This window comes from Kibdelosporangium philippinense (assembly GCF_021390435.2).
Taxonomy (GTDB): domain Bacteria; phylum Actinomycetota; class Actinomycetes; order Mycobacteriales; family Pseudonocardiaceae; genus Kibdelosporangium; species Kibdelosporangium philippinense.
Window position 1 is genome coordinate 2350502 of sequence record NZ_JAJVCN010000001.1, and the last position, 25250, is coordinate 2375751.

Consider the following 25250-nt stretch of genomic DNA (forward strand, 5'->3'; position numbering starts at 1 on the left):
ACCCGACACAGACATATCGCCCCAACCAAGATCAGATGCCCTCTTAGGGTCCTGTGACCAGTCCCTCACGAACGGCCCACAACGCGGCCTGGGTACGGGACGTCAAGCCCAGTTTGGACAGTACGTTCGACACGTGCGTCCGCGCGGTTCGCTCGCTGATCATCAACGCGTCCGCGATGTCCCTATTGGACTGTCCTTTTGCGACAAGAATGAGAATTTCCCGCTCTCGTGGGGTAAGCGCGGTCGCTGTGCGGTGCGGCGAGACCAGAGACCGGGTGAGCGTCCTGGCGACGGCAGGATCGAGATGGACCTGGCCGCGCTTGGCGGCACGAACCGCCGCACCCACCTGGTCGGCCTCAGCGTCCTTCAGCAAGTAACCCGCCGCGCCGGCCTCCAAGGCCACGTGGACACGTTCGGCTTCGCTGAAGCTGGTCAACGCGACGACCTCGACCCCGGGATACCGCTGCTTGATCGCCTTGGTGGCCGCGATGCCGTCCAGACGCGGCATGAGCAGGTCCATCAGCACGACGTCCGGCAGATCGCCAGCGGCCGCGCAGATGGCGAGCTGGTCCAGAGCGGCTTGACCGTCGGCGGCTTCGCCTTGCACCTCGATGTCGTCGAGCATCTCGAAGAACGCGCGCATGCCACGCCGGACCACCGCGTGGTCGTCGACAAGGAAGACCCGGATCGGGCTCATCGTGCGCGCTCCTCCAGCTCAGCGTCGTCAGTCTTGGCAGCGTCCGGTACCACGAGCCGGACGGTGGTCGATCCCGTTGGACAGCTGTCGATCATCAACTGGCCGCCGATCCGGCGCATCCGTTCACGCATCCCGGTCAGCCCAAGCCCGGCGATGTGCGGCGCGGCCGGGTCGAAGCCCGTCCCGTCGTCGGCCACCTCGATCACCAGGTCGCCGTCGAGCGTCAGCCGGACCTCGATCCGGCTCGGGCTGGCGTGCTTCACGCAGTTGTGCATCGCTTCCTGCACCACGCGGAACAGCTCTTCTTCCCGGAAAGCACTGAGCGGCAGCCGTTCCTGCGGCGCGATGACCTCGACCCGCAGGTTCTCACGTACCGCGATCGCCGACGCGCCCTTGCGGATCGCGGACACCAGCCCTTCTTCGTGCAATGTGTCCGGACGCAGCTGGAACAACGCGCCGCGCATCTCGGCCAGCGCGCCTTGGGTGAGGTTTCGCAACTCGGCCAGGCCGCGCGTAACGGGACCGTTGGGGTCCGCGCCTTCCTTCTGCGCGGCCAGTTCGACCGCGCGGGTGTAGAGCGTCATCGAGAACAGTGCCTGGGAGACCGAGTCGTGCAGTTCACGGGCCAGCCGGTGGCGCTCCTCAAGCGTCGCGACCTGTGAGGCCTCGTCGATCATCTCCATCACCTCCTCGACGCCAAGCTGTTCCTCGCCAGCCACCGACGCGATCATGATCCGTGCCGAGGCGATGCCGATCGATCCGGCCAGTTCGGTCTCGGCCTGCCGGATCTGCTCGGGGTCCGCCTTGGCATTCGACGGTCCGTCGATTGTCCGGCCAAACCGCGCCAACAGGGAACGCAACTCGCCGATGGTCACCCCGGCGTACCAAGCCCGAGTCTCCACCGGATCGGCCAGCGCGTTGACGAACTGCACCGCTTGGGCGCGTTCGGCGACGTTCGGCCGCTGTATCAACGAAATGCAAACGTACGCACCGATGTTGACGAGCATGCTCCAGAACATGGCGTGGCTGACGCTGTCCATCCCGCTGATGCCGAACAACTGCTGCGGCCGCAGCGCGGAAATCCCGAACGGACCGTCACGCAGGAAGGCGCCAGGCAGCCACGACGGCAGCAGCAATGTGTACGCCCACACCATGAATCCGCCGACCAGCCCGACGAGCGCGCCGTCGCGTGTCCCGCCTTTCCAGAACAGCCCGCCGAGCACCGCAGGCGCGAACTGGGCCATCGCGGCGAACGAAACGAGGCCGATCGACACCAGCGCCGAACCCTCGCCTGCGAACCGGAAGGACGCGTACCCGAGCAGCATCACCAGCACGATGGTCGCCCGGCGCGCGAGCAAGATCAGTTTGCCGAGGTCGCGGCGCTGCACGAACTTCGGCGCGCCCCGCAGCAACGTGGGCATCACCAGCGAGTTCGAGACCATTGTGCTCAACGCGACCATCTCGACGATGATCATCCCGGTGGCCGCACTGAGCCCGCCGATGAACACCAACAGCGTCAACGCACCCTGCCCGGCGTCCATCGGCAGCGTCAGGACGTAGGTGTCCGGGTTCGCCGAAGGCCCAAGGCGTAGCAACCCGCCCGCCGCGATCGGCAGCACGAAAATGTTGATGACCAACAGGTACAACGGGAACAGCCACATCGCCCGCTTCAGGTGCCGCTCGTCGACGTTCTCCACCACGCCGACCTGCCACTGCCTCGGCAACAGCACGCTCGCCAACGCGGCCAGCACAATCAGCCACGCCCACGTCCCAGTCTCGGTACCCAGAGTGAACAATGTGGACAGATTTGCCTGCGCGGCTTGGCTGAACAGGTCGCCGAAGCCGCCGTAGAGGCCGAAAGTGACGAAGATGCCCGCTGCGACGAACGCGACCAGTTTGACCACCGACTCGAAGGCGATCGCCGCGACCATGCCCTCATGCCGCTCGGTGGCGTCCAGATGCCTTGTGCCGAACAGGATCGTGAATCCGGCCAGCAGCAGGGCCACGTACAGCGCGGTGTCCTGGAACATCGGCACGTGCCCGGTCGTCGGCTGGCCGCGGATGATCTCGAACGTCGCCGAGACCGCTTTGAGCTGCAGCGCGATGTACGGCACGATCCCGATCGCGGCGATCACCGTCACCAGGCCGCCGAGCACGCTGCTTTTGCCGTAGCGCGCGGAGATGAAGTCGGCCATCGAGGTGATCCGGTTGCGTTTGCTGATCCGGATGATCCGCCGCAACACCAGCCAGCCCAACGCCATCATCAGCGTCGGGCCGAGATACGTGGTCAGGAAGCCGAGTCCGTCGGTCGCCGCACGGCCGACACTGCCGTAATACGTCCACGAGGTGGCGAAAACCGCAAGGGATAACGCATACGTTGTGCCGGAGTTGATCACGCTGCGGCCCGCGTCGGCGCGCCGGTCACCGTAGAACGCCACCGCGAACAGAATGCCGAGGTAGGCGATCGAGGCCGTGACCACGACCCAGGTCTGCAACACCACGTCATCCTGACTTTCCGACAAGGACGGCGATCACGCCGATGATCACCGCCCACACCACGAACAGATACACCCAGATCACCGGAAGGCCGAAAATCTGCCCGCCGGTGTTGAAAGCGGAGAGCAACGGCGGCATCAACAGAACGAAACCGAATACCGCGACAACGGCCAGTCCGGTGGCCAGCCGCCCGCCGGTCACCGGGCGGGAAGGTCGCTTCTTGTCGCGTCGCATCTCCACCACCCAGTAATGGGAGAAAAGTCGCGAGCCGAGCCTAGAGCTCGGATGTCCACTTTGCGAGTGGATGTTGACACTTCTTGTGCGCGGGTTGTTCCGCGCGGCAGAACGACACATGGACCGGTTCATTCTCGCTGCCCACACTCGGTGCCATGACGGCCACAATGACCAGCCCATTCACGTTCGCCGAGGCAAAAGGCGCGCTTCCGGTCCTCGGGCACGTCGGCAAACTGCTGCGCGACCCCCGTAAGTTCCTGATGTCCTTGCCCGCACAGGGAGATCTCGTCCGGATCCGGCTTGGCACCAGCAAGGCCTACCTGGTCTGCAATGCCGAGCTGACCCATCAGGTCCTGGTCAACGACCGGGTCTTCGACAAGGGCGGGCCGTTCGTGGACCGGTTGCGCGAGTTCATCGGGGAAAGCGTGTCGACGTGTCCGCGTCACGAACACCGGCGCCAGCGGCGGTTGATGCAGCCCGCATTTCACCCGAATAGGCTCACCCACTACGCGGAGTTGATGAAAACGGAAACCGTCGTTGTCACCAATTCATGGCAACACGGTGAAGTACTCGATGTGTATGCCGCGATGCAGGCGATCACCACGAAGATCGCCGCCAGGACGATGTTCGCCGCGCCCGCGTCGGCCGCGTTGATCGAGGACGCTTATGACGCGCTGAACGAAATCATGACCGGCGCGGGCAAACGCATGCTCATCCCACCTCCGCTTGACAAGCTGCCAACCCGATCGAAACGCCGATACGACCGCGCGAGAAAACGGATCAGGGAGATCACCGACCAATTGATCACCGACTACCGCTCGGCCGGCGTCGATCACCAGGACCTGATGTCGATGCTGCTGGCGCTGGACGAGGATGGCGGCGCGCTGTCGGAGGAGGAGATCTCCAACCAGGTCGTCACCCTTTTCCTTGGTGGCGTGGAAACGGTGGCCTCCACATTGGGCTGGGCCTTGTGCGTGCTGGCGTTGCAGCCGGAGATCCAGGACAGGCTGCACGCGGAGGTCGACGCCATCGGGCCGTCGCCATCACTCGAGGATCTCGAGAACATGCCGTACGCCAAGGGAATCATCAGCGAGTCGCTGCGGATGTACCCGCCAGGCTGGCTGCTGACCCGGGAGACCACGAAGGACAGCACGCTCGGCGGCGTGGACATCCCGGCGGGCAGCACGATCATTTACAGCCCGTTCGTGCTGGGCAACCGTTCGGACCTGTTCGAGGATCCCGAGCGGTTCGACCCGGACCGGCACGCGAAACGACCGGCCAAGGGCTCGTTCGTGCCGTTCGGCGAGGGTCCGCGCAAGTGCATCGGCGACACGTTCACGATGGTCGAGGCGCCTTTGGTGCTCGCGATGATCGCGGCGAAGTGGCGAATCGAGCCGGTCGGCACGCAGATCAAGCCGCTTGAGCGGATGTCGCTGCTGCTCACGCCCCGCAACCTCAAGATCCGGCTGGTGGCGCGGTGACGACACAACTGTCCTCGGCCGCGGAAGTCCTGGCGTGGAGCCGGGAAATGACCGACCCGGCGTTGCGTGACTGCGTTTCGAAACTGCCGTCGTCCATGCGCCGGATCGCCGGATACCACTTCGGCTGGTGGGACTCCACCGGCGCGATCACTCCCGGCAATGGTGCCGGTAAGGCCGTTCGCCCAGCGCTGGCACTCCTCGCGGCGCAGGCGTCCGGCGGAGACCCCGCCGCGGCTGTGCCCGCCGCGGTGGGGGTCGAACTCGTGCACAACTTCTCGTTGCTGCACGACGATGTGATGGATCACGACCCGGTCCGGCGGCACCGGCCGACCGCGTGGACCGTGTTCGGCGTCGCGGACGCGATCCTGGCCGGTGACGCGATGCTGGCGTTGGCGATGTTGCACGTGTCGCACAACGCGGCCGCTGTTGAAGTGCTGAGCCGGTGCGTGATCGAGCTGTGTCAGGGCCAGTCCTGGGACGTGGAATTCGAGCAGCGCGACCGGGTTTCGCTGGCCGAGTGCTGCAAGATGGTGTCGTTCAAGACCGGGTCGCTGCTCGCGTCCGCGTGCACGCTCGGCGGGCTGCTTGGTGGCGGGGACAGCAGGCGGATCCGGCGGTTGCAGTCGTTTGGGCGTCACCTGGGTATGGCGTTCCAGCTCGTTGACGATCTGCTCGGGATCTGGGGCGATCCGGCGGTTACCGGGAAGCCTGTGCACGCGGATCTCGTGCGGCACAAGAAGTCCTTGCCGGTCGTCTTCGCATTGAATTCTGGAACGGCGGCAGGGGAGGAGCTTTTCGCGCTGTACCAAGGGGACTTCGATCCAGCCCATGCCGCTCGTCTGATTGAAGAGGCAGGCGGACGCGAGTGGGCGCGGGCGAAAGCCGATGAGGAAATGGACGCTGCGCTGAGCAACCTTCCTGGCTGCCAACAGGATGCCGCCGTCGCGCTGCACGAATTGGCCCGCATGATCACGTCCCGCGACCACTGAAGGGTTCACAATGGACATCGCTGAGACGACTGTGCTGTGGTGCCCGATGCCGCCAGGAATCCACCCTTCCTGGCGCCAGTGGGAACGCGACACCGTGGCGTGGATGGAAAGCTTCGACCTGGACGGCGAGCAGCGCGAAACGGGCAGGCTGCACAGTATTATCGCGGGCGAACTAGCCGGACGGACGATCCTGACCTCGGACGACCCACCCGGCGCGCAGTTCTCGACCGACAGCCTGATGTGGCTCTTCGCCTTCGACGACGCCTACTGTGACGAAGGCCGCTACAGCCACAGTCCGTCCACAATGGCCATGCTCGTCGCCGAGATGATCCGAATCGCCGAAACCGGCCGGACGACGTCGTCGAGCCCGCTCGCCCGTGCCCTGGCTGACCTGCGGCAACGTCTCGACACATTGACCGGCCCCGCGCCGACGGCCCGCTGGGTGCAGTCGATGAAGGGCTATTTGGGTTACCAGGTCTGGGAAGCCGCGTATCGCAGCACGAATACGATGCCGACCATTGACCAGTACGCGGTGGCGCGAATTCGCAACGGCAGTATGGAAGTCTGCGCGATGACCCTCGACATCGCGGAAGGAGATGAAGTCCCAGCCGACGAAATCGACCGGATGGACGTGCGAGCATTGATGGAAATGGCGTGCTCGCTGGTCGGCTGGGACAACGACATCGCTTCGTATTACAAGGAACACAAGCGCAGCGGCGACAAACTCAACCTTGTCGACGTCATCGCGCATCAGCGAGGTGTCAGCCCGAGTGAGGCTTTGCCTGAGGCTGTCGCATTCCGGGACGCTGTGCTGGATTTGTACTTGCGGCTGCGTGACCAGGTTGTTGCCGGGCCGGAGACAATGCGGTACATCAGCGGGCTTTCCGCGTGGATACGGGGAAATCTCGACTGGTCCGTGCACACTGCCCGATACCGCCGCCCGGATCGCCCGACCATCTCGGTCACGGACGACCCGGACTACGTCGTCGGCCCGTTCACGCCTCCACCGGGAATCGCCTGGTGGTGGGACCAACTGCGCACTTCCGTCGCAGCTTGAGCCTCGTGAGTGGTTATGCGCGTTAGAACGCGCATAACCACTCACGAGGTCCTTCAGTCGCTGATCTCCACGCTGCGGCGATGTCTGCGGACGCTTTCCTCGACCAGGTCGAGGACCGGTTCGAGGTCGTCAGCGGGCAAACCCATGGCCAGGTGGGAGACGAGGCCTTCGAGTACGAGCTCCAAGAATGCCGTCAGCACCTTCACGTCGACGTCGTCACGCAGGTTCCCGGCCTCACGCTGCCGCTGCAGACGCTGGCGGGTCGCCTCGGTCAACGCCTCCGAGCGCTCGGCCCAGCGGCCGCGGAACTCCGGGTCGGTCCGTAGCCTGCGGGATACCTCCAACCGGGTGCCCAGCCAGTCGCCGGGGTTCTCCGCTCCGGCTGGCGCGGCCAGCAGGTTACGCATCACCTGAACGAGACCTTGCTCGGCGACCACGTCGGCCATCCGGCGCGCTTCGTCCTCGGCCAACGCGAGGAACAGGGATTCTTTGTCCCTGAAGTGGTGGAAGATCGCGCCCCTTGACAGGCCGGTGGCTTCCTCGAGCCTGCGTACGGTGGCGCCTTCGTAGCCGAAACGCGCGAAACATGTCCTGGCGCCATCCAGAATCTGGCGGCGGCGGGCGTCGAGATGGTCCTGGCTGACCCGTGGCATCGAACAATCGTCCCACGTGATGGGCATTTATTGCAATCCGTACGTACGGATTGAGACCCCCTTGGCTATACAAAGAGTAACAGGGATTGACAGAGGGTCCGCCAAGGGTGTCTGATCCCCTCATAGATAGGAAAGTTTCTTATCTAATTCAGGAACTCCGCCGCAGTACCTCCGTTCGTCAACCCTGTAGGAGGCTTCAGTGGCACCCCGTTCCCGATGGCGTGGGACCTTGTCCTGTGTCGCGGCCGGCGTCACGGTGCTTGCGTTAGCGCCTGCCGCCAGCTCAGAAAGCTCTGCTGTCACCAAATACGAGGCCGAGAACGCGACAATCGCCCAAGGAGTCGTGGAATCCAACCACGCCGGGCATTCCGGCACCGGCTTTGTCAACTACGACAACGTCGCAGGCAGCAGTGTCGAGTTCACCGCTCAGGCAGCCACGGCTGGCAGCGCGACCCTGAAGTTCCGCTTCGCCAACGGAACCACGATCAACCGGCCCTTGGACATCGCCGTCAACGGCACGGTTGTCGCGGCTGGGGTGGCGTTCAACGGCACCGGCGCGTGGACCACGTGGCAGGACGTGACAGTCACCGCGCAGCTGGCAGCGGGCACCAACACGATCAAAGCGACGGCGACCACCGCAAACGGTGGCCCCAACCTGGACTACCTCGAAACAGACATTGCGACGCAGCAGCCTGGCAATGACTTCGAGGCCGAAGACGCGGCCATCGCCCAAGGCATCGTGGAGTCCAACCACGCCGGGTTCAGCGGCCGCGGCTTCGTCAACTACGACAACGTGACGGGCAGTCACGTCGAGTGGACAGTGAACGGCCCAGGCGCGGTCGACCTGATCTTCCGTTACGCCAACGGAACCACGATCAATCGGCCGATGGACATCGCGGTCAACGGGACGGTCGTCTCGGCAGGACTGGCGTTCAACGGCACCGGCGCGTGGACGACCTGGCAGACCGTAACCGTGAAGGCGACCCTGGCCGCAGGCGCGAACAAGATCCGCGCGTCGGCGACCACGGCGAACGGCGGACCCAATACGGACAAACTGACGGTCCAGAGCACGGACAACGAGGCTCCGACCGCGCCGCCGAACCTGCGCTCCACTGGCAAGACGGCCAAGACAACCTCGCTCGCCTGGGACGCGGCCACGGACAACGTGGGCGTCGCGGGCTATGACGTGTACCAGCATGGTCAGCTCATGAAGACCGTGGCGGGCAACGTCCTGGCGACCACGGTCGAGGGCCTGCAACCCGACACCGAGTACGACTGGACGGTCTTCGCCAAGGACGTCGCCGGAAACGTCTCGCAGGCAAGCAACAACGTGATCGTGCGGACCGACCCGGCCCCGCCGGACAACGAACCGCCGACAGTGCCCGGCAACCTGACCTCGCCACGTAAGACAGCGACCACTGTGGACTTGGCGTGGACCGCGTCCACCGACAACGAGAAAGTCACCGGTTACGACATTTTCACCGATGGCGCGCAGTCAGGTTCGGCAGACGGCACAGCGACCACGACAACCGTTGCTGGCCTGATCGCGGGCAAGGAGTACAAGTTCAAGATCCGGGCCCGTGACCTGGCAGGCAACGTCTCCGGGTTCAGCAACGAGATCGCGGTGACGCCGACGACCGGCGGCCCAACGGGCGTTCCGAACCCAGGCGCGGTCACGACCATCGCCAGCGGCGTGGATGTCGTGTGGGGCGTGGCATTCCTGCCGGACGGCTCGGCATTGTTCAGCGAGCGCAACACGTTCAACATCTACCGGATCGCCGAAGGCGGCACGAAGCAACTGGCGGGCAAGATCAGCCAGGCCGCTGGGACGGGCGGCGAAGGCGGCCTGCTCGGGCTGGAGATCTCGCCGACCTTCACCACCGATCACTGGGTGTACGTGTACCACACGGCAGCCAACGACAACCGGATCATCCGGATCAAGTACGAGAACGGCACGCTCGTGCAGAGCTCCTACCAGGTGCTCTTCTCCGGGATTGCCCGCAACAGGTTCCACAATGGTGGCAGGCTGAGGTTCGGTCCTGACGGCAAGCTCTACGCCTCGGTCGGTGACGCGCAGAACGGCAACAACGCGCAGAACAACAACTCGCCCAACGGAAAGATCCTGCGGCTCAACGCGGACGGCAGCATCCCGTCGGACAACCCGTTCGGCAACGCGGTGTGGAGCAAGGGGCATCGCAACCCGCAAGGCCTTGATTTCGACGCGCAAGGCAGGCTGTGGGCGGCCGAATTCGGTAACAGCAGCCAGGACGAGGTCAACCTGATCACCCGTGGCGGGAACTACGGCTGGCCCTCGTGCGAAGGCACTTCGGGAAGCTGCGGCGGTTTCATCCCGCCGAAGAAGACGTGGTCGACCAGTCAGGCGTCCCCAAGCGGCCTGACGATCATCAACGACCACGTGTTCGTCGCCACTACGGTCGGTCAGCGCGTCTACCGGATGCGCATCGACAGCAGCAGCAACCTCGTCGAGCAGCAAACGTACTTCCAGGGCACGTACAACCGCCTGCGGACCGTGGAAGTCGACCACGACGGCGACATCTGGCTGACCACGTCGACCGACAAGGACGGCACGGCGAACAACGACCGGATCCTGCACGTGGACATCCAGTATTCGGGCGGCGGCGGTGAGTTCGCGTTGACCAGTTCGGCCTTCGCCGACAACGCCATGATGCCCGCGAAGTACACCTGTGCGGGTGACGGAACGGCTGGCCAGGACCCTTCGCCACCGTTGGCGTGGTCAGCGGACGGGAGTGCGAAGAGCTACGCGATCGTGTTCTCGGACAGAGTGAACAACGGAAACAAACGGCACTGGATCATCTGGGACATCCCGACGAGCGCGCTTTCCCTGCCGGAGAATCTAGGCGCCGGATTCAACGTGCCAAATCAGGGTGGTGCCAAGCAAAAGGCCATGGGCAGTGGCGCGAACGCGCAGAAGTACTTCGGTCCATGTCCCGGCGGCAGCACGAATCCTTACACGTTCACGCTGTACGCGGTGAATGTGGCGACGCTTCCTGGCGTCACTTCGGCCAGTGGGCTTGATGTGATCCAGAACGCGATCGTCGCCAACAGCGGGGCCAACACTGTCCTTCGTGGACGGTCGAACGCCTCGACCTGAGACGCTCGGGTGGCCGGACCTTGGCGGCGATCCGGTCACCCGAGCACCCAGTTTTCGCCAGGCCCGGTCTCCGCGCGTCGCAGGGACCCATGCGAGCCGGGCCTGGCGAGTCCATTTAGGAGATTTCTCGTTCGTCCAGCAGTCCGTCCACAATGATCCTGGTGGCCCGTTGAATGTCCAACGCGGGCAACGGACGCGTCAACACCTCGGTGATCAGACCGTCCAAACAGGCCAGCAGAATCCGGGCGTGCCCTTCTGGGTCCGGCGATCCCAGCCGGTCAAGCCAACGCCCGCCAAGCTGCCAGTACCGCACCGACCAGCCAAGGATCTGGTCGGCGATCTCCGGGCGCCAGGCGGCCTCAAGGAAAATCGCCCGCCGGGCCAGCGTCAGCTCACGGGCCTGGTCGGTCATGTACAGCACCATGTCGGTCAGCCTGCGGGCGAAGGCCTCACGGTCGACCACGCCTTCGACCTTGCCGAGCAGGTCGGCCAGCAGGGACTGCTCGGTCTTCACCAGATGCCCGAGCACGCCCTGGATCAGCGCGTCGCGGGTGCGGAAGTGGTTGGACGTACTGCCTTTGGGCAGCTCGGCCGCGGTGTCGACGGACAGGTGGGTGAGCGCCCGTGGCCCGCCCCTCGCCAGCACGGACACGGCCCCGATCAGGATCTCGTTACGGCGCGTAGGCACCCGTGAATAGTACTGCATTTGTAGTTTTCGTAAACCATGTCAGCGGCTGTCAGGGTTCGTGTCCATCTTTGATCCCATGACGGATTTGAGTGGCAAGGTGGCACTGGTCGCGGGCGGGACCCGCGGTGCGAGCAGGGCGATCGCGGTGGAACTCGGCCGTGCGGGCGCTTTTGTGTACGTCACCGGCCGCAGCTCGGGCACGCAACGCTCCGAAGTGGACCGAGTGGAGACGATTGAGCAGACCGTCGAGCTGATCGAGCAGGCAGGCGGCAAGGGTGTGGCGATCAGGATCGACCATCTTGAGCGGGATCAGGTCGACGGGCTGGCCCACCGGATCGACCGCGAGCAGGGCAGGCTGGACATCCTGGTCGACGGCATCTGGGGCGGTGACGCGTACCTCGGCTGGGGCAAGTCGATCTGGGAGCAGCCGCTCAACGAGACCCTGCGGATGATCCGGCTGAGCATCGACGCGCATCTGATCACGAGCCACTACCTGTTCCCGTTGATCATCCGTAACCCGGGCGGTCTGGTCGTGGAGATGACGGACGGCACGGAGGAGTACAACGCGAACTACCGCGCGTACGGCTCGCTCGGTTTCTATCTGGCGAAGGCGACCTCGCACCCGTTGGTGAAGGGCGAAGCAGCCCAGACCAAGGAGTACGGCACGACGGTCGTAGCCGTCACGCCGGGTTGGATGCGGTCTGAGGCGATGCTCGACGCGTACGGCGTGACCGAGGACAACTGGCGTGACGCGACGAAGAAGGTGCCGTACTTCATCATCTCGGAGACGCCGACGTTCACCGGTCGCACGGTCGCGGCGCTGGCGGCGGATCCGGACAAGACACGGTTCTCTGGCCAGACCCTCAGCAGCGGACAGCTGGCGAAGATCTACGAGGTCGACGACATCGACGGCAGCAGGCCGGACTGCTGGCGATACATCGATGAGGTACAGGACCTCGGCAAGGACCCGGACCCGACCGGCTACCGGTGACGTTCCCACATCTGCCGTGCGGCGTCCGCGAACGCGGCCCGCACGGCGGCTGGCTCAAGGATTTCCACCTCTATACCTAGCGGCATCAGCTGTACCGCGGCGATGTCCGGGCGTTCAAGGCCGAGCACGACCTCGGTCCAGCCGTCCGGGCCTGGCTGTGTTCCGGCCAGCGCCTCGGCGGCTATGTCGGCGTCGAGGATCGTGGGCAGGCTGCGGACACCGGCTGGGCTGAGCCGGACGCGTACATCGGTCTCGTGCAGCGATCGTTCGAACTGGGCCGATGAATGCTGCCACCAGCTGGCCAGGTCGAAGTCGGTCGGCCGGTCGAAGCGCTCGTCGAGTTCCTCGACCGCCGCGATCCGGCTGACTCGGTACGTCCGGATGCTGCTGTCGACGCGCGCGACCAGGTACCAGACGCCCGCTTTGAGTACGAGCCCGAGCGGGTCGAGCACGCGTACGACCTTGCGTTCGCCGTAGGTGACGCGTACCTGGTGCTGCTCCCATACCGCGCGCGCGACGTCCGCGAGGTGCTCGGCTTCGTCCTCGCGCTTGAACCAACCCGGGGCGTCGAGGTGGAAACGTTGCGCGACGTGCTGCGCTTGGTCGCGTAGCGGGGCTGGCAGCGTTGCGGACACTTTGGCGTGTGCGGCGGATACGGCCGTGCCGAGGCCGAGTTCCGCGAGGGCGCGTGGCACGCCCATGGCGAAGATCGCCACGGCTTCCCGGGATGTCAGGCCGTCCAGTCTGGTGCGCCAGCCGTCGACCAGCCGCACGCCGCCATTGCGGCCAGCTTCCGTCCAGATTGGTACGCCGGTTGCCTGCAGCGCGGCGACGTCGCGGTGCATGGTCCGCTCCGACACCGCCAGTGCGTCGGCCAGTTCGGCGATGGTCGCGCTGCGCTTGCTCTGCAGGGTGAACAGCAGGGCAACCAGGCGTTCGGCTCGCATAGCCCAGATCATACTACGAGCCGAACTATGGGTGTAGTAGCCTCGGTTCATGGACATTGCCGTGTGCCGGCGACCGAACGGCGTTCGGCTTGCCCGGATTCGGCCACGGAACAGCGTTGTTCTGATTTCCCGCGGCGCGCTCACCAAGCTGTTGCACGATGCGCTATCGGACGGTGTGGTCGAGACCGGTGTTGAAGTGTCTGATGTAGACAATCTGACCGCGGTCCTGGTGGCGAAATTCTCGGCCGTGGTGCCAAGTTCGGTGTGACGGGGTGGAGGGCGGTCGGACGCGCCGGTCTGGTTGTCAGCTGGTTTGCGCTCTGCCGACGGGAATTTGCCGGACCTTCACCGGATATTCGGCGACTAGTGGTCACGATCGGAAGCCTGTCGGGGGTCTCGACGGCCCAGCTTCCCGCTAGGAGGCCGCTGAATTAGGGTGGTTTGCGGGTTGGTTGTCACCGAGTGATGGCAGGCGAGGACCTGGGCCTTGCTGATTCATGGGTGATGCTGGGCGTTCAGGGAGCCCAGGGCGGTTGCTCGACGAGGTTCACAATCCCCAAGACTGGGGGTTGGGCCGTGGTTTCCCTCAGGTAGCCAGGGTCCAAGCGCCCGCCGTATGGGTCAGGCCGCGACCGATGAGGTTGCGGAGGTTCAAGGCTGCGGTGCGGCGTTTGAGCCAGGCGTTGTTCTTGCCGGTGCCTAGATATCGGAGTTTGAGACGTCGGCCACCGCGGCTGGCGATCTGGGAGATGACCCGTTCCACGTTGGGGCGGAACGTCCTGTAGCTCTCGCGCAGTTCGGGCTTGTCCGCCCAGTCGCGTCGGGCTTGGCGCAGCAGGTCATCTCGTGGGTGCAGAACGATTTTACGGCCGGTCTTGGACGTGGTGCACTGTGCACGCAGTGAGCAGGCACGACAGAGAGCGCCAAAGGTGGCGACCCGGGTCCGGCTGATCGGGCGGGTGATGTCGTTGGGGCAGGTGACCGTGCCCGCTTGCTCGTCCACGGTGAAGTCGTCCACGGTGAAGTCGTCCACGGTGAATCCGCCCTCGACCGGAGCCCGCAGCGGCTTGGGCTTGATCACCGCCTCATGCCCGGCATCGTCGATCCCACCGCGTAGATCCCCTGTGCCATAGGCGGAATCGCCGTACCACGCGCGCTTGCCGTCCTCGGCGTCGAGGAACTCCTCGGCCACAGCGGGGTCGGAGTTCTCCGTGCCGGCGGCCGTGGTCACCTTCTCGTCGGTGACGATCCCGGTCTCGGGCTCGGCCGCCACGTGCGCCCGATACCCGTCCCGCCGGTTCTCCGGGGACTTGCGGGTATGCCGCGCATCCGGATCCACTGTGGACACCACCCGGTCCGGGGCGACCTTGCGGGCGATCCGCCACCGCCCATCAGTGCCGTCACTGCCCTCGGCGGGCTCGACATCCTGACCGGCGACCAACGCCAGCAACGCCAACGCGAACTCCGCGTCGCCTTCCAGTTCGGTATCGGCCAGCGCCGCCACCAGCGCGTTCGCATCGTTGACCAGCGCGGAGACCAGCGCGTCCCTGGCGGCCGGGTCGTCCCAGTCGATCCTCGGCTTGTCCGGCCGACTGTAGTCATGGCCGGTACACACCTTCGCGATCTGCCCCGCCGCGCCGGGCACCTGCCGATCCACCCGCCGGATCGCCGAGATCAGCTGGGTGATGGTGTCCTGGGTGGCGACCGCGTCGGCCAGGATCGTGGAATCCACCGCCCGCTTGCGGCGGCCACGCAGGATCCCGGTCTCCTCGACGACCGTGCGCACCGCGTCGTTGATCCGATGCGGCCGCCCCGAGGTGGCCAGTCGTTTGCGCCAGTACACCAGCGTCGAGGGGTCGAATCCCTTGTCGTCCAATGCCATCCCGGTCGCGACCTTCCACCGCAGGTCACACCGGGCCGCCTCAGCGGTCTCCCGATCCGAGAGATCATGCAGGGTCTGCAACACCAGGATGGAGGCCATCACCGACGCCGGGATCGAGGGCCGTCCCTTGCCCGAGGGGAACAGATCCTCGAACTCTCCATCGGGGAACAGATTCCGGCGATGCCCGGCCAGGAACGCGAACATGCTCCCCGCCGGGACCAGATGACCGACCAGCGCCTCCGCGTCCAGCAGCTCCCGATCACCACGCTCCACACCCTGCATGAAACGATTCTCCCAGCTCAAACCCACATCCTGGGGCGACACGCCGATTATTCAGCGGCCTCCTAGCCAGATTTTCCTCTGGGCAGCACCGACCAAAGGCGCCGGTACAACACCGGTACCGGCCCCTTCGTCCGGCACACTCAGCGAAAACCTGGATCCGCCGAATACCCCAACGACCTTCCGATCGCAACCACTAGTGTGATCCGGTTCCGCAAATCCTTGCGGCCATGGACGAATCGGACATCATCTGGCCCGACCTCTGTTGCGTGGCGCCACGTTTGCGCTCGTGCGTGCGGGATCGTGTTGCCCTGGTGGGTGATGCCGCTCACGCGATGACGCCCGACCTCGGTCAGGGCGCGTGTCAGGCGCTGGAGGACGGCGCCGTGCTCGGCCGTTGCCTTGCGACAATGACCGACACCGGCGAGGCGCTGCGACGCCACGATTCCTTGCGCCGCAAGGATTTCCAGCGAATTGCGGCCACCGTGCGGCGGGTCGGCCAGCTGACCATGCGGCCACGGCTGGTCTTTCCGCGTGACACGTTGCTCCGTACCGCCGATCTCGTGATGCGCTAAGTAATCGCGCCTGGTCCGCTGCCCGTCGTAAGTTCTTCGCAATGCTTTTGTCGTACCCCAGGGGTAGCGTCGTAGGCGATCCGATGAAGGAGCGCAAACGTGACCATACTGCGAGACACGCCCATCGATGGGCCGGAGTTTCGCCCGCTGCGAGAGCGGGTGGAAGCCGAGGCCTATGTCGCTTCCGTCTGTTTCAAGCACGGTCCACCGAGACTGACCGGCGTCGAGCTCGAATGGACAGTCCACTACGCCGATGATCCCCAACGCCAACTGAATGCCGAAGTGCTTCGCCAGGCACTAGGCGACCACGCGCCACGCACGTTGCGTTCCGACAGTCCCCAGATTTCTTTGCCAGGTGGCTCACCGCTCACCGCCGAGCCCGGCGGTCAGGTCGAGATCTCGGCTCAGCCGGAGGATTCCCTGACCACCCTGTACGCCACCGTCACGGCAGACACCGGATATTTGACCGGCCTGCTCGCGGCCCATGGCCTCGTTCTGGGCACGTCCGCGATCGATCCATATCGGACACCGCAGCGAATCCTCACCGTCCCGCGTTACGCGGCGATGGAGAAGGCGTTCGCTCCGCTGGGTACCGACGGCATCACGATGATGTGCAGCACCGCCGGATTCCAAGTGTGCGTGGATGCGGGAGAACGGCAGGATCATGCCGCGCGATGGACCGCCGCGCATGTGCTTGGCCCGCCGTTGAGCGCGCTGTTCGCCAATTCACCCCAGGTGCTCGGCCGAAGAACCGGCTGGGTGTCCAACAGATTGCGGGCTGTGCTGGGCACTGACCCGGTCCGGACGTATCCGAGCGATATCAACGGCGACCCGGCGACCAACTGGGCGCGTCGCGTACTGGAGACGCCGTTGTTATGCGTCCGTCGCGACGATGGCTGTTGGGACGCGCCGCCCGGTGTCACGTTCGCCGACTGGGTCATCGGACGAGCCGACCTCGGCCGTCCGGCGACTATCGCGGACCTGGAGTACCACATCTCCACCCTGTTCCCGCCTGTCCGGGCGCATGGCTATCTGGAGATCCGGTACATCGACGCGCAGGAAGGCGATCGATGGCTTGCTCCTGCCGCGTTGCTCGTCGCCCTGCTCAGCAAGGCCAACGAGGTCATCGACATCTGCATGCCGGTTGCGGACCGCTGGCTGACGGCGGCGCGTGACGGGCTGCGTGATCCTGCGCTCGCTCGTATCGCCGCGCGGGTCGCCGAGCTGGGAATCGGCGAGCTCGGCAGTACCGGGCTGACGCCTGACCTGGCGCAGCGGGTGACCAGCGATATCGAACGCAGGCTGCAGGACTGGAGGGACGAGGCATGACCGCGTTCACCGAGCTAGAGACGGAAAAGATGCGCGATCGGGTCGCGCGGCAGCTGGCCCGGTCGCGCGCCCGCAGTACCGCGCTCACCGACGCGGTGGACGAGCACGACCTGGTCCGTCAGCACTCGAAACTGATGTCCCCGCTGGTATGGGACTTCGCGCACATCGGCAACCAGGAGGAGCTGTGGCTCGTCCGGGACGTCGGCGGGCGTGAACCGGTCCGGCAAGACATCGATGACATGTACGACGCCTTCCAGAACGCGCGCGCCGACCGTCCCTCGCTGCCGTTGCTCTCGCCGACCGGGACCCGGTCGTACGTGCAGGAGGTCCGCGACAAGGTGATGGACGTGCTGGCCAGCACGCCGTTGGAAGGCCGCAAGCTGGTCGAGAACGCGTTCGCGTTCGGCATGATCGTGCAGCACGAGCAGCAGCACAACGAGACCATGCTGGCCACGCACCAGCTGCGAACCGGCGATCCGGTGCTGCACGCGCCGTTACCGCCCGCACCGGCAGGCCCGGTGATCAACCAGGAGATCCTGGTGCCAGCAGGCCCTTTCACCATGGGCACTTCCGTCGAGCCATGGGCGCTGGACAACGAGCGCCCGGCGCATCAGGTGCATGTGGACGCGTTCGTGATCGACAAGTACCCGGTCACCAACGGGATGTACCTGGAATTCATCACGTCTGGCGGTTATGACCAGCTGCGGTGGTGGAGTGAGGAAGGCTGGGCCTACCGGCAGAAAGCCAACCTGACCGCCCCACGGTTCTGGGTGCGGGACGGGGACCGCTGGCTACGTAACGGTTTCGGTGCGGTTGAGCCGATCGTGCTCGACGAACCCGTTGTGCACGTGTGCTTCTACGAAGCCGAGGCGTTCGCCGCGTGGGCAGGCAAGCGGTTGCCCACCGAGACGGAGTGGGAGAAGGCCGCGCGGTTCGACCCGGCGACCGGACGATCCCGCAGATACCCGTGGGGCGACGAGGATCCCGGTCCCGAGCACGCCAACCTCGGCCAGACGCACCTGCGTCCGGCCCGGATCGGTGCGTATCCGCAGGGCGAGTCGGCGTACGGGGTCGCGCAGATGATCGGTGACGTGTGGGAGTGGACGAGCAGCGATTTCCACGCCTACCCGGGGTTTGTGGCGTTCCCGTACCGCGAGTACTCCGAGGTGTTCTTCGGCCCGGACTACAAGATGCTGCGCGGTGGCTCGTTCGGCGCGGACGCGGCGGCCTGCCGTGGCACGTTCCGCAACTGGGACTACCCGATCCGCAGACAGATCTTCAGTGGCTTCCGGCTCGCACGAGATCCCCGGCCTGACGAAACGCGCTGACGTGTGCCGCCATCTGGGTTACCTCGGCCCCGCCGTGTCCGTGGCGAGCCTGGTCCTCGAGCCGCAGCACTCGTTGCTGCGGCAGAGCTGGGCGCCCGTGGACATGCGTGGCGGCGGCACCATCAACGCCGACGGTTTCGGTGTCGGGTGGTTCGTTGACGCCCATACCAGTGATGACCGTGCCACCGTGTATCGCCGTGCCAGTCCGATGTGGACCGACACTGCGTTGCCAGGGCTACTGGGGCCGGTGCAGGCCACCGGAGTGCTTGCGGCCGCGCGCTCAGCGACCGTTGGCATGCCGGTCATCGAGACCGCGGCCGCGCCCTTCACCGACGGCGAGTGGTTGTTCAGCCACAACGGAGTCGTGCGGGGCTGGCCGTCGTCGATCGCGTCATTGGCGGCGGGCTTGCCCGTCACAGATCTGATGACGCTCGACGCGCCGACTGACGCCGCTGTGCTGTGGGCGCTTGTCCGTGCCCGGTTGCGGGACGGACAGGATCCCGGCAAAGCCATCGCGGAAACTGTGATCGAGGTCGAGGAACTGGCGCCGGACTCCCGTCTCAACCTGATGCTCACCGACGGGCGGACGCTGGTCGCGACCGCCTGGTACCACTCGCTTTCGACGCTGGTCACCGACGACGCCGTCGTGATCGCGTCCGAACCGTGGGACAACGATCCACGGTGGACACCCGTCCCGGATCACCACATCGTCACGGCCACGGCAATCCCGTGGCCGCCTTCACTCGCCGTGCAGCCGCTCGGCGCCCGACCAAAGGGAAACCATGACTGAACCGGTGGTCGACGTCCATCTGGAAGCGGACCACGCCGCCCGCGCGCTCGCCTCCGACGCGCGGACCGGCCTGGCCGCTTCGCCGAAAACCCTGCCACCCAAATGGTTCTACGACGCCAGGGGCAGTGACCTGTTCGAGCAGATCACCCGCTTGCCCGAGTACTACCCGACCCGCGCGGAACGGGAGATCCTGGGCGACCGCGCCAGCGAGATCGCCGCGACCAGCAAGGCGCACACCCTCGTCGAACTCGGCTCAGGCTCGTCGGAGAAAACCCGCCTGCTGCTGGATGCCTTGCGCTCAGCCGGAACCCTGCGCCAGTTCGTGCCATTGGACGTGTCCCGCACAGCCTTGACGGACGCGGCAGCGGCGTGTGCCGTCGACTACCCAAGCCTGAAGGTGCATGGTGTGGTCGGTGACTTCACCGAGCATTTGGCTTTGCTGCCAGGCGAAGCGCCCCGAATGGTCGCCTTTCTCGGTGGCACGATCGGAAACCTGCTGCCCGAGGAACGAGCCAAGTTCCTCGGCTCCCTGCGTGACGTCCTCGAACCAGGGGAGTGGCTGCTACTGGGCACCGACCTGGTGAAGGACGCCGAAACCGTCCGTGTCGCCTACGACGACGCCGCCGGGGTCACGGCCGAGTTCAACCGCAACGTCCTGCACGTGCTCAACCGTGAACTCGGCGCCGACTTCGATGTCGACGCCTTCTCTCACATAGCGCTGTGGGATCCGGTGAACGAATGGATCGAGATGCGCCTGCGTGCCGAGAAAGCCATGCAGGTCACCGTGCCCGCGCTCGGCATGACGGTGTCCTTCGACGAAGGCGAGGAACTGCACACAGAGATCTCGGCCAAATTCCGCCGCGAAGGCATAGCGGCTGAGTTGGCCGACACCGGCTTCGAGCTAACCCGCTGGTGGACGGACACCGCAGGCCGATTCGGCCTGTCCCTGTCCCAAGCCGTCTGATTCGCCCGGGTGGATTGCGGGACAGCTCCCGCAATCCACCAGTAGGGTCAGCTGGGTGAAATGGTTCCGCCGTCGTGACCAGCGCAATCCGTCCGGGCCTTACGACGCCAGCGTCGCGCCGGACGACGGACTCCATCGAATTGACCTGGGATCCGTGCGCGTCCCGGTCGCCGACGGTGTCCAAATCCAACTCGAGATGAGCCCTGACCGCACGGAAGTCCGGGCCGTACACCTCCTGACCGACCTCGGCCAGTTCACAATCAGCGCTTTCGCCGCCCCACCTGCCAGCGGCTTGTGGCCGGAGATCAGCGCCGAACTCGTCAACGACATGCCACCGATGCACTCAGTCCGCACCGAACCCGGCGAATGGGGCCAAGAAGTCGTCGGCGAGATGGACGAGGCCGTCTTTCGAATCGTCGGCATCGACGGCCCAGGCTGGCTGCTACGCGGCGTTTCCGCAGCTCCACCCCGTTCGTCCGGCAAGGCCGCTGCCGCCCTCCGAGACACCCTACGCAGGACCATTGTCGTTCGTGGCCACGAGAACCTGCCGGTCCGCACCCCGCTTCCGATCACGCTCCCGGACGAAATAGCCCGAAACCTCTAGTGTCGTGTGATCCTGTTCCCTTTCGCCTTGCTGGGAGATCACATTGTTCCTGGTGGTGACGCCGGGACGTCGGAATACTGGTTGTCTTTCGGCGTTCCGGCCGGTGCCGCCAGGGACGATTTGAGCCCCAGCAAGGCCAAGGGAACAGGGTCACGCGGCACTAGCCGCCGCACAGCCCCCAAACACCGAATGACGGGGTCAGCGGCAGCCATCGCACCGAGCCCCAACGCAAACGCCACCCACGGCCCAGCCGGAACAAGCATCACGGACAAGACGATCACAAAGACGATGGTCCCGCTAGCCGACGCCAAAGTGCCCTGCATGAGCGCGGCAGCCGCATGACCTCCGTTGGCACGATGCACGGAAGGCGCCATAACAACCAGAAGCACCGGCAACGCCGACAAAGCACCCGCAAGAACAGGCCCAACCAGCGGCGCGATCGTCGCAAGGGTCAGCACCACCGTGCCTGATACAGCCATCCGGACCGGCAGATCCCATCGCGACACCCGTGGAGGCGGCGGCTGATCAGCGGAAGCCGCAGCCACCGACTTGGAGGCCATCGGCACCGAGGCATTGAACCCCTGTGACTTCAATACTGTTGCGCCGACCGCGGTTCCAATCGCGACCCCACTGAGCCACAAACTCTGCGTGACGGCGACAAGCATCTCCGCCGCGGCTCCACAGAGGACAGCAATCGCCACCGTCGACACCGGCCGCATTTTCCTTGCCAGGCAAGCATAAACAAGACAGAACGTAACAACCGTCAGTTGCCCCAACGCGGCACCATGGGCCGCGTCAGCGGCGACGAGCGGCCCATGTTCCAAGTAGAGCACCACCAGAAAAGGCGCTGTGGTCAAAGGAAGCCCGAGCAGACGGCCGCCGAACCGAGGGCCGAGCCGCTGCGCGGCGATCGAGGTGAGCAGGATCAACAAAGGAGCGAGGGTCGCTCTGAGCAGGAGAACCTCCATACCTTCGACTCAAACACCGATCACGCCGACATTGGCTCGGGATCAGCGGGACAAAACACCCACACGCCGAGATAATCTCGCCCAAACACACGTTTGGCCGAGATTTCCTAGAATGAGATCATGGACCGGATAGATCGGCATTTGCTGGCCGCATTGGTGAACGACGGCCGGGCCACCTACCAAGAGCTAGGTCGGCTGGTGCGACTCTCGGCCAACACCGTCGCCGACCGCGTGCGCAGGCTGCGCAAGGACGGCGTCATCCGCGGCTACCGCGCCGAACTCGATCTGGCCGTCCTCGGCCGCGGTCTGCAAATCCTCACCGACATCCGCCTGCGCGAGACGGTCGACCGGGCCGGATTCGAGCGCGGCCTGGTCAACGTGCCGCAGGTGATCGCCGCGATGCGGATGACCGGCGACTACGACTACCTGCTGCACGTGGTGTGCGCCAACGCCCTCGAACTTGAGCACATCGTCCATCGTCGACCGGCTCAAAGCCGAACTGGGCGTCCGCGAAGCACGCAGCCGCCTGCTGCTGCACGAGGTCCCGCTCGGCCAAGACCGAATCCTGGACGCCTGAACTGGCAGTTTGTCGCCTGTCGAGGAGGTACCGAGCAGCGGCGCCGACTGTGAGTCTGGCTGTCTCATGATCAAGGAGGGATGACGTTGGCCATCCGCTTCGCGTTTCTCGCGGGCATCATGGCCGCTGGTTCTGTCCTCGTGGCACCGGTGGCACCGGCGGCATCGGCACAACAACCGGCTGTTCAGTGGAGTACGTGCCCGGACGGGGCGCTCGACGACGTTCCAGATGAAGAAAAGCCCCTGTTCAGCTGCGCCACATACGCGGTGCCCCTTGATCACGACAGGCCACGCGGGAAACCATCTCGCTCGCGCTGATGCGTCGCGTGGCGGGAAACCAGGCCAAGCGCATCGGTTCGCTGTTCTTCAACCCGGGCGGCCCGGGCGGCAGCGGGTGGGACATGCCGACCGCGGGCAAATACGCGTTGCAGCCCGAGGTGCTCGAACGGTTCGACCTCCTCGGGTTCGACCCGCGTGGTGTCGGCCGAAGCACCCCGTTGCGCTGCTTCGAGACCGCCGAAGAGGCGAACGAGGTCTTGGGCCGCAGGTTTCGTGTCCCGGTGACCAAGCAGCAGATCGCTGGCCGACGCGTGGGAGCGCGAGTCGCCGACCTTCGCCAGGTTCCGGGCCTTCGATGAGCCGATGTTCTGTGCGACGTGGCCGGTCAAGCAGGCCGACCCGTACCGAGGGCTGTGCAACCGCGAGACCAAGAACCCGGTGCTGGTGATCGGCAACTACTACGACCGCTCACCCACTACGAGTTCTCCCAGCGAATGGCGCGCCAGCTCGGCAACGCCGTCCTGCTCAGCGTGGACGCGTTCGGCCACTGCATCCTCGGGCAGTCCCAGTGCGTCGACAAAGCCGCGGCGAGGTACTTGACCACGCTGGAAGTCCCGCAACCGGGGCAGGTCTGCCAACCGAACCTGCAACCGTTCTGATCAAACGGCCGGCACGTCTTTGGCGTGCCGGCCGCTGATCGTTACGCTGCTGGGTGCGGAGGTGGACCCGTGGTCGAGACAGTCAAACCACGCAGGCGCCAGGCTCGCGGCGAGCGGCGGATGGCGCAGTTGCTGAACGCGGCTGAGGAAGTCTTCGCAGCCGACGGATTCAACGCTGCGACAACCAATGCGATCGCGGCGGCGGCAGGCGTCTCACCAGGAACCCTGTACCAGTTCTTCCCGAACAAGGGCTCGATGGCGGCGGCGCTGGCCGATCGTTACGTCGACGTGCTCGCCGAAGTGCATGACCCGGAGGCGAAGGTCGTCGGTGTGCCGCTGGACGACGTGATCAACCGGATGGTCGATCCAGCGATCGAGATCGCCGAGCAGCACCGCGCGTTCGAGGCGATGTTCTGGGCGCAGCCGTGCGACAAGTTACGGGACTCGGTGACCGAGAACGTCGACCGTACGATCGCGACCCGGGTGCCGGAACTGGATCCGTCGCGGCGAAGACTGATCGCCACGGTCACGGTGAAGATCTTCGGAGCACTGCTGCCGTCGATCCTGGCCGCGTCGGGCCGGGAGCGCGCCGAGATGACCGGCGAGCTGAAAAGGGTGCTCCGAGCCTACCTGCTGGACGTCTCAGACTAGCCCTGACCAGGAAAAACCCCAAACTGTCGTACCCCTCTGGCACAGTGTCCGAGGAGGGGATGAGACATGGAAACAGACTGGCTGGACCTACCTTTCACCGGCCCGTTCGACCTGGCGGCGTCCGCACGGTTCATCGAAGGCTTCACCCCAAGCCAGTCCTTTGTGGACCAAGAAGGCCGACTGAGACTGGCCTTCCCGGCGTCGCCATCGTGGGAACCGGTAGCGGCACTGGTCAGACAGGCCGCGCCGAACGGCCCAGTGCAAGTCCGGCTGAACGCGGCCCCGGAGGACGTGCCCGCGGTGCTCTCGCACGTCCAGCGCATCCTGTCGCTGGACGTCGACGGCTCAGGTTTCGCCGATCTCGCATCACACGATCCAGTGATCCGCGAGGTGCAAGCACTGGCACCAGGTCTGCGACCAGTGCTGTTCCACTCGCCGTACGAGGCTGCGTGCTGGTCCATCATCAGCCAAAGGGTGCGGACAACCCAGGCGGCCGCGCTCAAGAACCAGATCGCGCGTAGGGTCGGTACCAAGGTCGCCGTGCCGGCCGGGCGAAACGAACTGCCGGGGATACAGCTCGACACGTTCCCGGCCCCACGGCGACTCCTGTCACTGGACAGAATCCCGCTCCTGCCCGAAGTCAAAAGCACCCGCCTGCGGGCAACAGCGGAAGCAGCCCTAGCAGGGGACCTCGACGCGGCCAAACTCCGAGCCATGCCCGCAGACGAAGCACTCCGCCACTTGGCAACCCTGCCAGGCATCGGCCCCTTCTCAGCGCAGCTGATCCTGTTACGTGGCGCGGGCCATCCAGACGTCTTCGCCACCGCGGAACCGCGGTTACACCAAGCGATCACCGCCGCCTATGGGCTGCGACGTCCGTCTGTCAACGATCTTGCCCAGGTGGCAGACGGCTGGCGGCCATATCGGACGTGGGTATCAGTGCTGTTCCGTGCCCAAGGTGATCTCGCCCGGTTGTAGGCGCGTACCGCCGGGCTTCGGC

Annotated in this window: 25 protein-coding genes; 17 read left to right on the top strand and 8 right to left on the bottom strand. The window is 65.4% G+C overall.

The window, feature by feature from the left end; all coding sequences use genetic code 11:
* Positions 1-43 precede the first annotated feature (43 nt).
* From LWC34_RS10785 to LWC34_RS10795, 3 genes are read right to left on the bottom strand one after another with little or no spacing between them, the layout of a single operon-like run.
* Positions 44-697, bottom strand: a complete 654-nt coding sequence (locus LWC34_RS10785) for a response regulator (protein WP_233724849.1) — start codon at positions 695-697, stop codon at positions 44-46.
* Positions 694-3195, bottom strand: a complete 2502-nt coding sequence (locus tag LWC34_RS10790; protein ID WP_233724850.1) for a histidine kinase — start codon at positions 3193-3195, stop codon at positions 694-696. The genes LWC34_RS10785 and LWC34_RS10790 overlap by 4 nt, the downstream gene beginning before the upstream one ends.
* Before the next feature lie 4 nt (positions 3196-3199).
* Positions 3200-3427, bottom strand: coding sequence for a hypothetical protein (locus LWC34_RS10795; RefSeq protein ID WP_233724851.1), 228 nt, complete (start codon positions 3425-3427; stop codon positions 3200-3202).
* Positions 3428-3582: 155 nt separating this feature from the next.
* Between LWC34_RS10795 and LWC34_RS10800 the strand changes: the two genes are divergently transcribed.
* Genes LWC34_RS10800 through LWC34_RS10810 form a run of 3 tightly spaced genes read left to right on the top strand, consistent with a single transcriptional unit; the run spans position 3583 to position 6954 of the window.
* Entirely contained in the window at positions 3583-4908 is a 1326-nt protein-coding gene (locus tag LWC34_RS10800; RefSeq protein WP_233724852.1) for a cytochrome P450, read from the top strand.
* Between the two features lie 47 nt (positions 4909-4955).
* Entirely contained in the window at positions 4956-5897 is a 942-nt protein-coding gene (locus LWC34_RS10805) for a polyprenyl synthetase family protein (RefSeq protein ID WP_233726404.1), read from the top strand.
* 10 nt (positions 5898-5907) lie between these two features.
* On the top strand, positions 5908-6954 hold the full coding sequence (locus LWC34_RS10810; RefSeq protein ID WP_233724853.1) for a terpene synthase family protein: 1047 nt from the start codon (positions 5908-5910) through the stop codon (positions 6952-6954).
* Between the two features lie 53 nt (positions 6955-7007).
* Here LWC34_RS10810 and LWC34_RS10815 read toward each other — a convergent pair whose 3' ends face one another.
* Positions 7008-7607 (bottom strand): TetR/AcrR family transcriptional regulator, encoded by a 600-nt coding sequence (locus tag LWC34_RS10815; protein ID WP_233724854.1) that lies wholly within the window; start codon positions 7605-7607, stop codon positions 7008-7010.
* Positions 7608-7806: 199 nt separating this feature from the next.
* Here LWC34_RS10815 and LWC34_RS10820 point away from each other — a divergent pair, with 199 nt between their 5' ends.
* Positions 7807-10740: a PQQ-dependent sugar dehydrogenase gene (locus LWC34_RS10820; protein WP_250109440.1), complete on the top strand. Its 2934-nt coding sequence runs from the start codon at positions 7807-7809 to the stop codon at positions 10738-10740.
* Positions 10741-10855: 115 nt separating this feature from the next.
* Here LWC34_RS10820 and LWC34_RS10825 read toward each other — a convergent pair whose 3' ends face one another.
* Positions 10856-11428, bottom strand: a complete 573-nt coding sequence (locus tag LWC34_RS10825; protein ID WP_233724855.1) for a TetR/AcrR family transcriptional regulator — start codon at positions 11426-11428, stop codon at positions 10856-10858.
* A gap of 76 nt (positions 11429-11504) precedes the next feature.
* Here LWC34_RS10825 and LWC34_RS10830 point away from each other — a divergent pair, with 76 nt between their 5' ends.
* Positions 11505-12419, top strand: coding sequence for an SDR family oxidoreductase (locus LWC34_RS10830; protein ID WP_233724856.1), 915 nt, complete (start codon positions 11505-11507; stop codon positions 12417-12419).
* On the opposite strand, the gene LWC34_RS10835 is transcribed toward LWC34_RS10830, so the two are convergent.
* Entirely contained in the window at positions 12410-13366 is a 957-nt protein-coding gene (locus LWC34_RS10835; protein WP_233724857.1) for a helix-turn-helix transcriptional regulator, read from the bottom strand. The genes LWC34_RS10830 and LWC34_RS10835 overlap by 10 nt on opposite strands.
* Before the next feature lie 49 nt (positions 13367-13415).
* On the opposite strand from LWC34_RS10835, the gene LWC34_RS10840 reads away from it, so the two are divergent.
* Positions 13416-13634 (top strand): hypothetical protein, encoded by a 219-nt coding sequence (locus LWC34_RS10840; RefSeq protein WP_233724858.1) that lies wholly within the window; start codon positions 13416-13418, stop codon positions 13632-13634.
* A 318-nt stretch (positions 13635-13952) separates the two neighbouring features.
* Here the strand turns inward: LWC34_RS10840 and LWC34_RS10845 are convergent, their stop codons facing one another.
* Positions 13953-15530, bottom strand: coding sequence for an IS1182 family transposase (locus LWC34_RS10845; protein WP_233724859.1), 1578 nt, complete (start codon positions 15528-15530; stop codon positions 13953-13955).
* A gap of 227 nt (positions 15531-15757) precedes the next feature.
* Between LWC34_RS10845 and LWC34_RS56780 the strand changes: the two genes are divergently transcribed.
* The 6 genes from LWC34_RS56780 to LWC34_RS10875 all read left to right on the top strand — a co-directional run bounded on the left by LWC34_RS56780 (position 15758) and on the right by LWC34_RS10875 (position 21117).
* Positions 15758-16102: an FAD-dependent monooxygenase gene (locus tag LWC34_RS56780; RefSeq protein ID WP_284051432.1), complete on the top strand. Its 345-nt coding sequence runs from the start codon at positions 15758-15760 to the stop codon at positions 16100-16102.
* Positions 16103-16201: 99 nt separating this feature from the next.
* Complete coding sequence (locus LWC34_RS10855) at positions 16202-17431, top strand: glutamate-cysteine ligase family protein (RefSeq protein ID WP_372496460.1); 1230 nt, start codon at positions 16202-16204, stop codon at positions 17429-17431.
* Positions 17428-18759 (top strand): ergothioneine biosynthesis protein EgtB, encoded by a 1332-nt coding sequence (egtB, locus tag LWC34_RS10860; protein WP_372496461.1) that lies wholly within the window; start codon positions 17428-17430, stop codon positions 18757-18759. Before LWC34_RS10855 ends, egtB begins: the two co-directional genes overlap by 4 nt.
* 1 nt (position 18760) lies before the next feature.
* Positions 18761-19549 carry an ergothioneine biosynthesis protein EgtC gene (gene egtC / locus LWC34_RS10865; RefSeq protein WP_233726407.1) on the top strand — a complete coding sequence of 263 codons (789 nt, stop codon included), beginning with the start codon at positions 18761-18763 and terminating at the stop codon, positions 19547-19549.
* Positions 19542-20513, top strand: coding sequence for an L-histidine N(alpha)-methyltransferase (gene egtD, locus LWC34_RS10870; protein ID WP_233724860.1), 972 nt, complete (start codon positions 19542-19544; stop codon positions 20511-20513). The genes egtC and egtD overlap by 8 nt, the downstream gene beginning before the upstream one ends.
* 55 nt (positions 20514-20568) lie before the next feature.
* The gene (locus LWC34_RS10875) at positions 20569-21117 is read left to right on the top strand and encodes a DUF3710 domain-containing protein (protein WP_233724861.1); all 549 of its coding nucleotides are present in this window, start codon (positions 20569-20571) and stop codon (positions 21115-21117) included.
* 38 nt (positions 21118-21155) lie between these two features.
* Here the strand turns inward: LWC34_RS10875 and LWC34_RS10880 are convergent, their stop codons facing one another.
* Positions 21156-22085: a hypothetical protein gene (locus LWC34_RS10880; protein WP_233724862.1), complete on the bottom strand. Its 930-nt coding sequence runs from the start codon at positions 22083-22085 to the stop codon at positions 21156-21158.
* A 120-nt stretch (positions 22086-22205) separates the two neighbouring features.
* Between LWC34_RS10880 and LWC34_RS10885 the strand changes: the two genes are divergently transcribed.
* From LWC34_RS10885 to LWC34_RS10905, 5 genes are all read left to right on the top strand, one after another.
* The gene (locus LWC34_RS10885) at positions 22206-22715 is read left to right on the top strand and encodes an Lrp/AsnC family transcriptional regulator (protein ID WP_233724863.1); all 510 of its coding nucleotides are present in this window, start codon (positions 22206-22208) and stop codon (positions 22713-22715) included.
* A 263-nt stretch (positions 22716-22978) separates the two neighbouring features.
* Complete coding sequence (locus tag LWC34_RS10890) at positions 22979-23299, top strand: alpha/beta fold hydrolase (protein ID WP_233724864.1); 321 nt, start codon at positions 22979-22981, stop codon at positions 23297-23299.
* A gap of 54 nt (positions 23300-23353) precedes the next feature.
* Positions 23354-23599 carry an alpha/beta hydrolase gene (locus LWC34_RS10895; RefSeq protein WP_233724865.1) on the top strand — a complete coding sequence of 82 codons (246 nt, stop codon included), beginning with the start codon at positions 23354-23356 and terminating at the stop codon, positions 23597-23599.
* 69 nt (positions 23600-23668) lie between these two features.
* A complete protein-coding gene (locus LWC34_RS10900) occupies positions 23669-24250 on the top strand; it encodes a TetR/AcrR family transcriptional regulator (protein WP_233724866.1) in 582 nt (193 codons plus the stop codon).
* Positions 24251-24316: 66 nt separating this feature from the next.
* On the top strand, positions 24317-25228 hold the full coding sequence (locus LWC34_RS10905; RefSeq protein ID WP_233724867.1) for a DNA-3-methyladenine glycosylase family protein: 912 nt from the start codon (positions 24317-24319) through the stop codon (positions 25226-25228).
* Positions 25229-25250 lie beyond the last annotated feature (22 nt).

Bases quoted from the DNA above. Each gene is read 5' to 3' on its own strand.
- LWC34_RS10785 (WP_233724849.1), bottom strand. From the start codon at position 697: ATGAGCCCGATCCGGGTCTTCCTTGTCGACGACCACGCGGTGGTCCGG.
- LWC34_RS10795 (WP_233724851.1), bottom strand. From the start codon at position 3,427: ATGCGACGCGACAAGAAGCGACCTTCCCGCCCGGTGACCGGCGGGCGG.
- LWC34_RS10800 (WP_233724852.1), top strand. From the start codon at position 3,583: ATGACGGCCACAATGACCAGCCCATTCACGTTCGCCGAGGCAAAAGGC.
- LWC34_RS10805 (WP_233726404.1), top strand. From the start codon at position 4,956: ATGACCGACCCGGCGTTGCGTGACTGCGTTTCGAAACTGCCGTCGTCC.
- LWC34_RS10810 (WP_233724853.1), top strand. From the start codon at position 5,908: ATGGACATCGCTGAGACGACTGTGCTGTGGTGCCCGATGCCGCCAGGA.
- LWC34_RS10815 (WP_233724854.1), bottom strand. From the start codon at position 7,607: ATGCCACGGGTCAGCCAGGACCATCTCGACGCCCGCCGCCGCCAGATT.
- LWC34_RS10830 (WP_233724856.1), top strand. From the start codon at position 11,505: ATGACGGATTTGAGTGGCAAGGTGGCACTGGTCGCGGGCGGGACCCGC.
- LWC34_RS10835 (WP_233724857.1), bottom strand. From the start codon at position 13,366: ATGCGAGCCGAACGCCTGGTTGCCCTGCTGTTCACCCTGCAGAGCAAG.
- LWC34_RS10840 (WP_233724858.1), top strand. From the start codon at position 13,416: ATGGACATTGCCGTGTGCCGGCGACCGAACGGCGTTCGGCTTGCCCGG.
- LWC34_RS10845 (WP_233724859.1), bottom strand. From the start codon at position 15,530: ATGCAGGGTGTGGAGCGTGGTGATCGGGAGCTGCTGGACGCGGAGGCG.
- LWC34_RS56780 (WP_284051432.1), top strand. From the start codon at position 15,758: ATGGACGAATCGGACATCATCTGGCCCGACCTCTGTTGCGTGGCGCCA.
- egtB (WP_372496461.1), top strand. From the start codon at position 17,428: ATGACCGCGTTCACCGAGCTAGAGACGGAAAAGATGCGCGATCGGGTC.
- egtD (WP_233724860.1), top strand. From the start codon at position 19,542: ATGACTGAACCGGTGGTCGACGTCCATCTGGAAGCGGACCACGCCGCC.
- LWC34_RS10880 (WP_233724862.1), bottom strand. From the start codon at position 22,085: ATGGAGGTTCTCCTGCTCAGAGCGACCCTCGCTCCTTTGTTGATCCTG.
- LWC34_RS10885 (WP_233724863.1), top strand. From the start codon at position 22,206: ATGGACCGGATAGATCGGCATTTGCTGGCCGCATTGGTGAACGACGGC.
- LWC34_RS10890 (WP_233724864.1), top strand. From the start codon at position 22,979: ATGCGTCGCGTGGCGGGAAACCAGGCCAAGCGCATCGGTTCGCTGTTC.
- LWC34_RS10905 (WP_233724867.1), top strand. From the start codon at position 24,317: ATGGAAACAGACTGGCTGGACCTACCTTTCACCGGCCCGTTCGACCTG.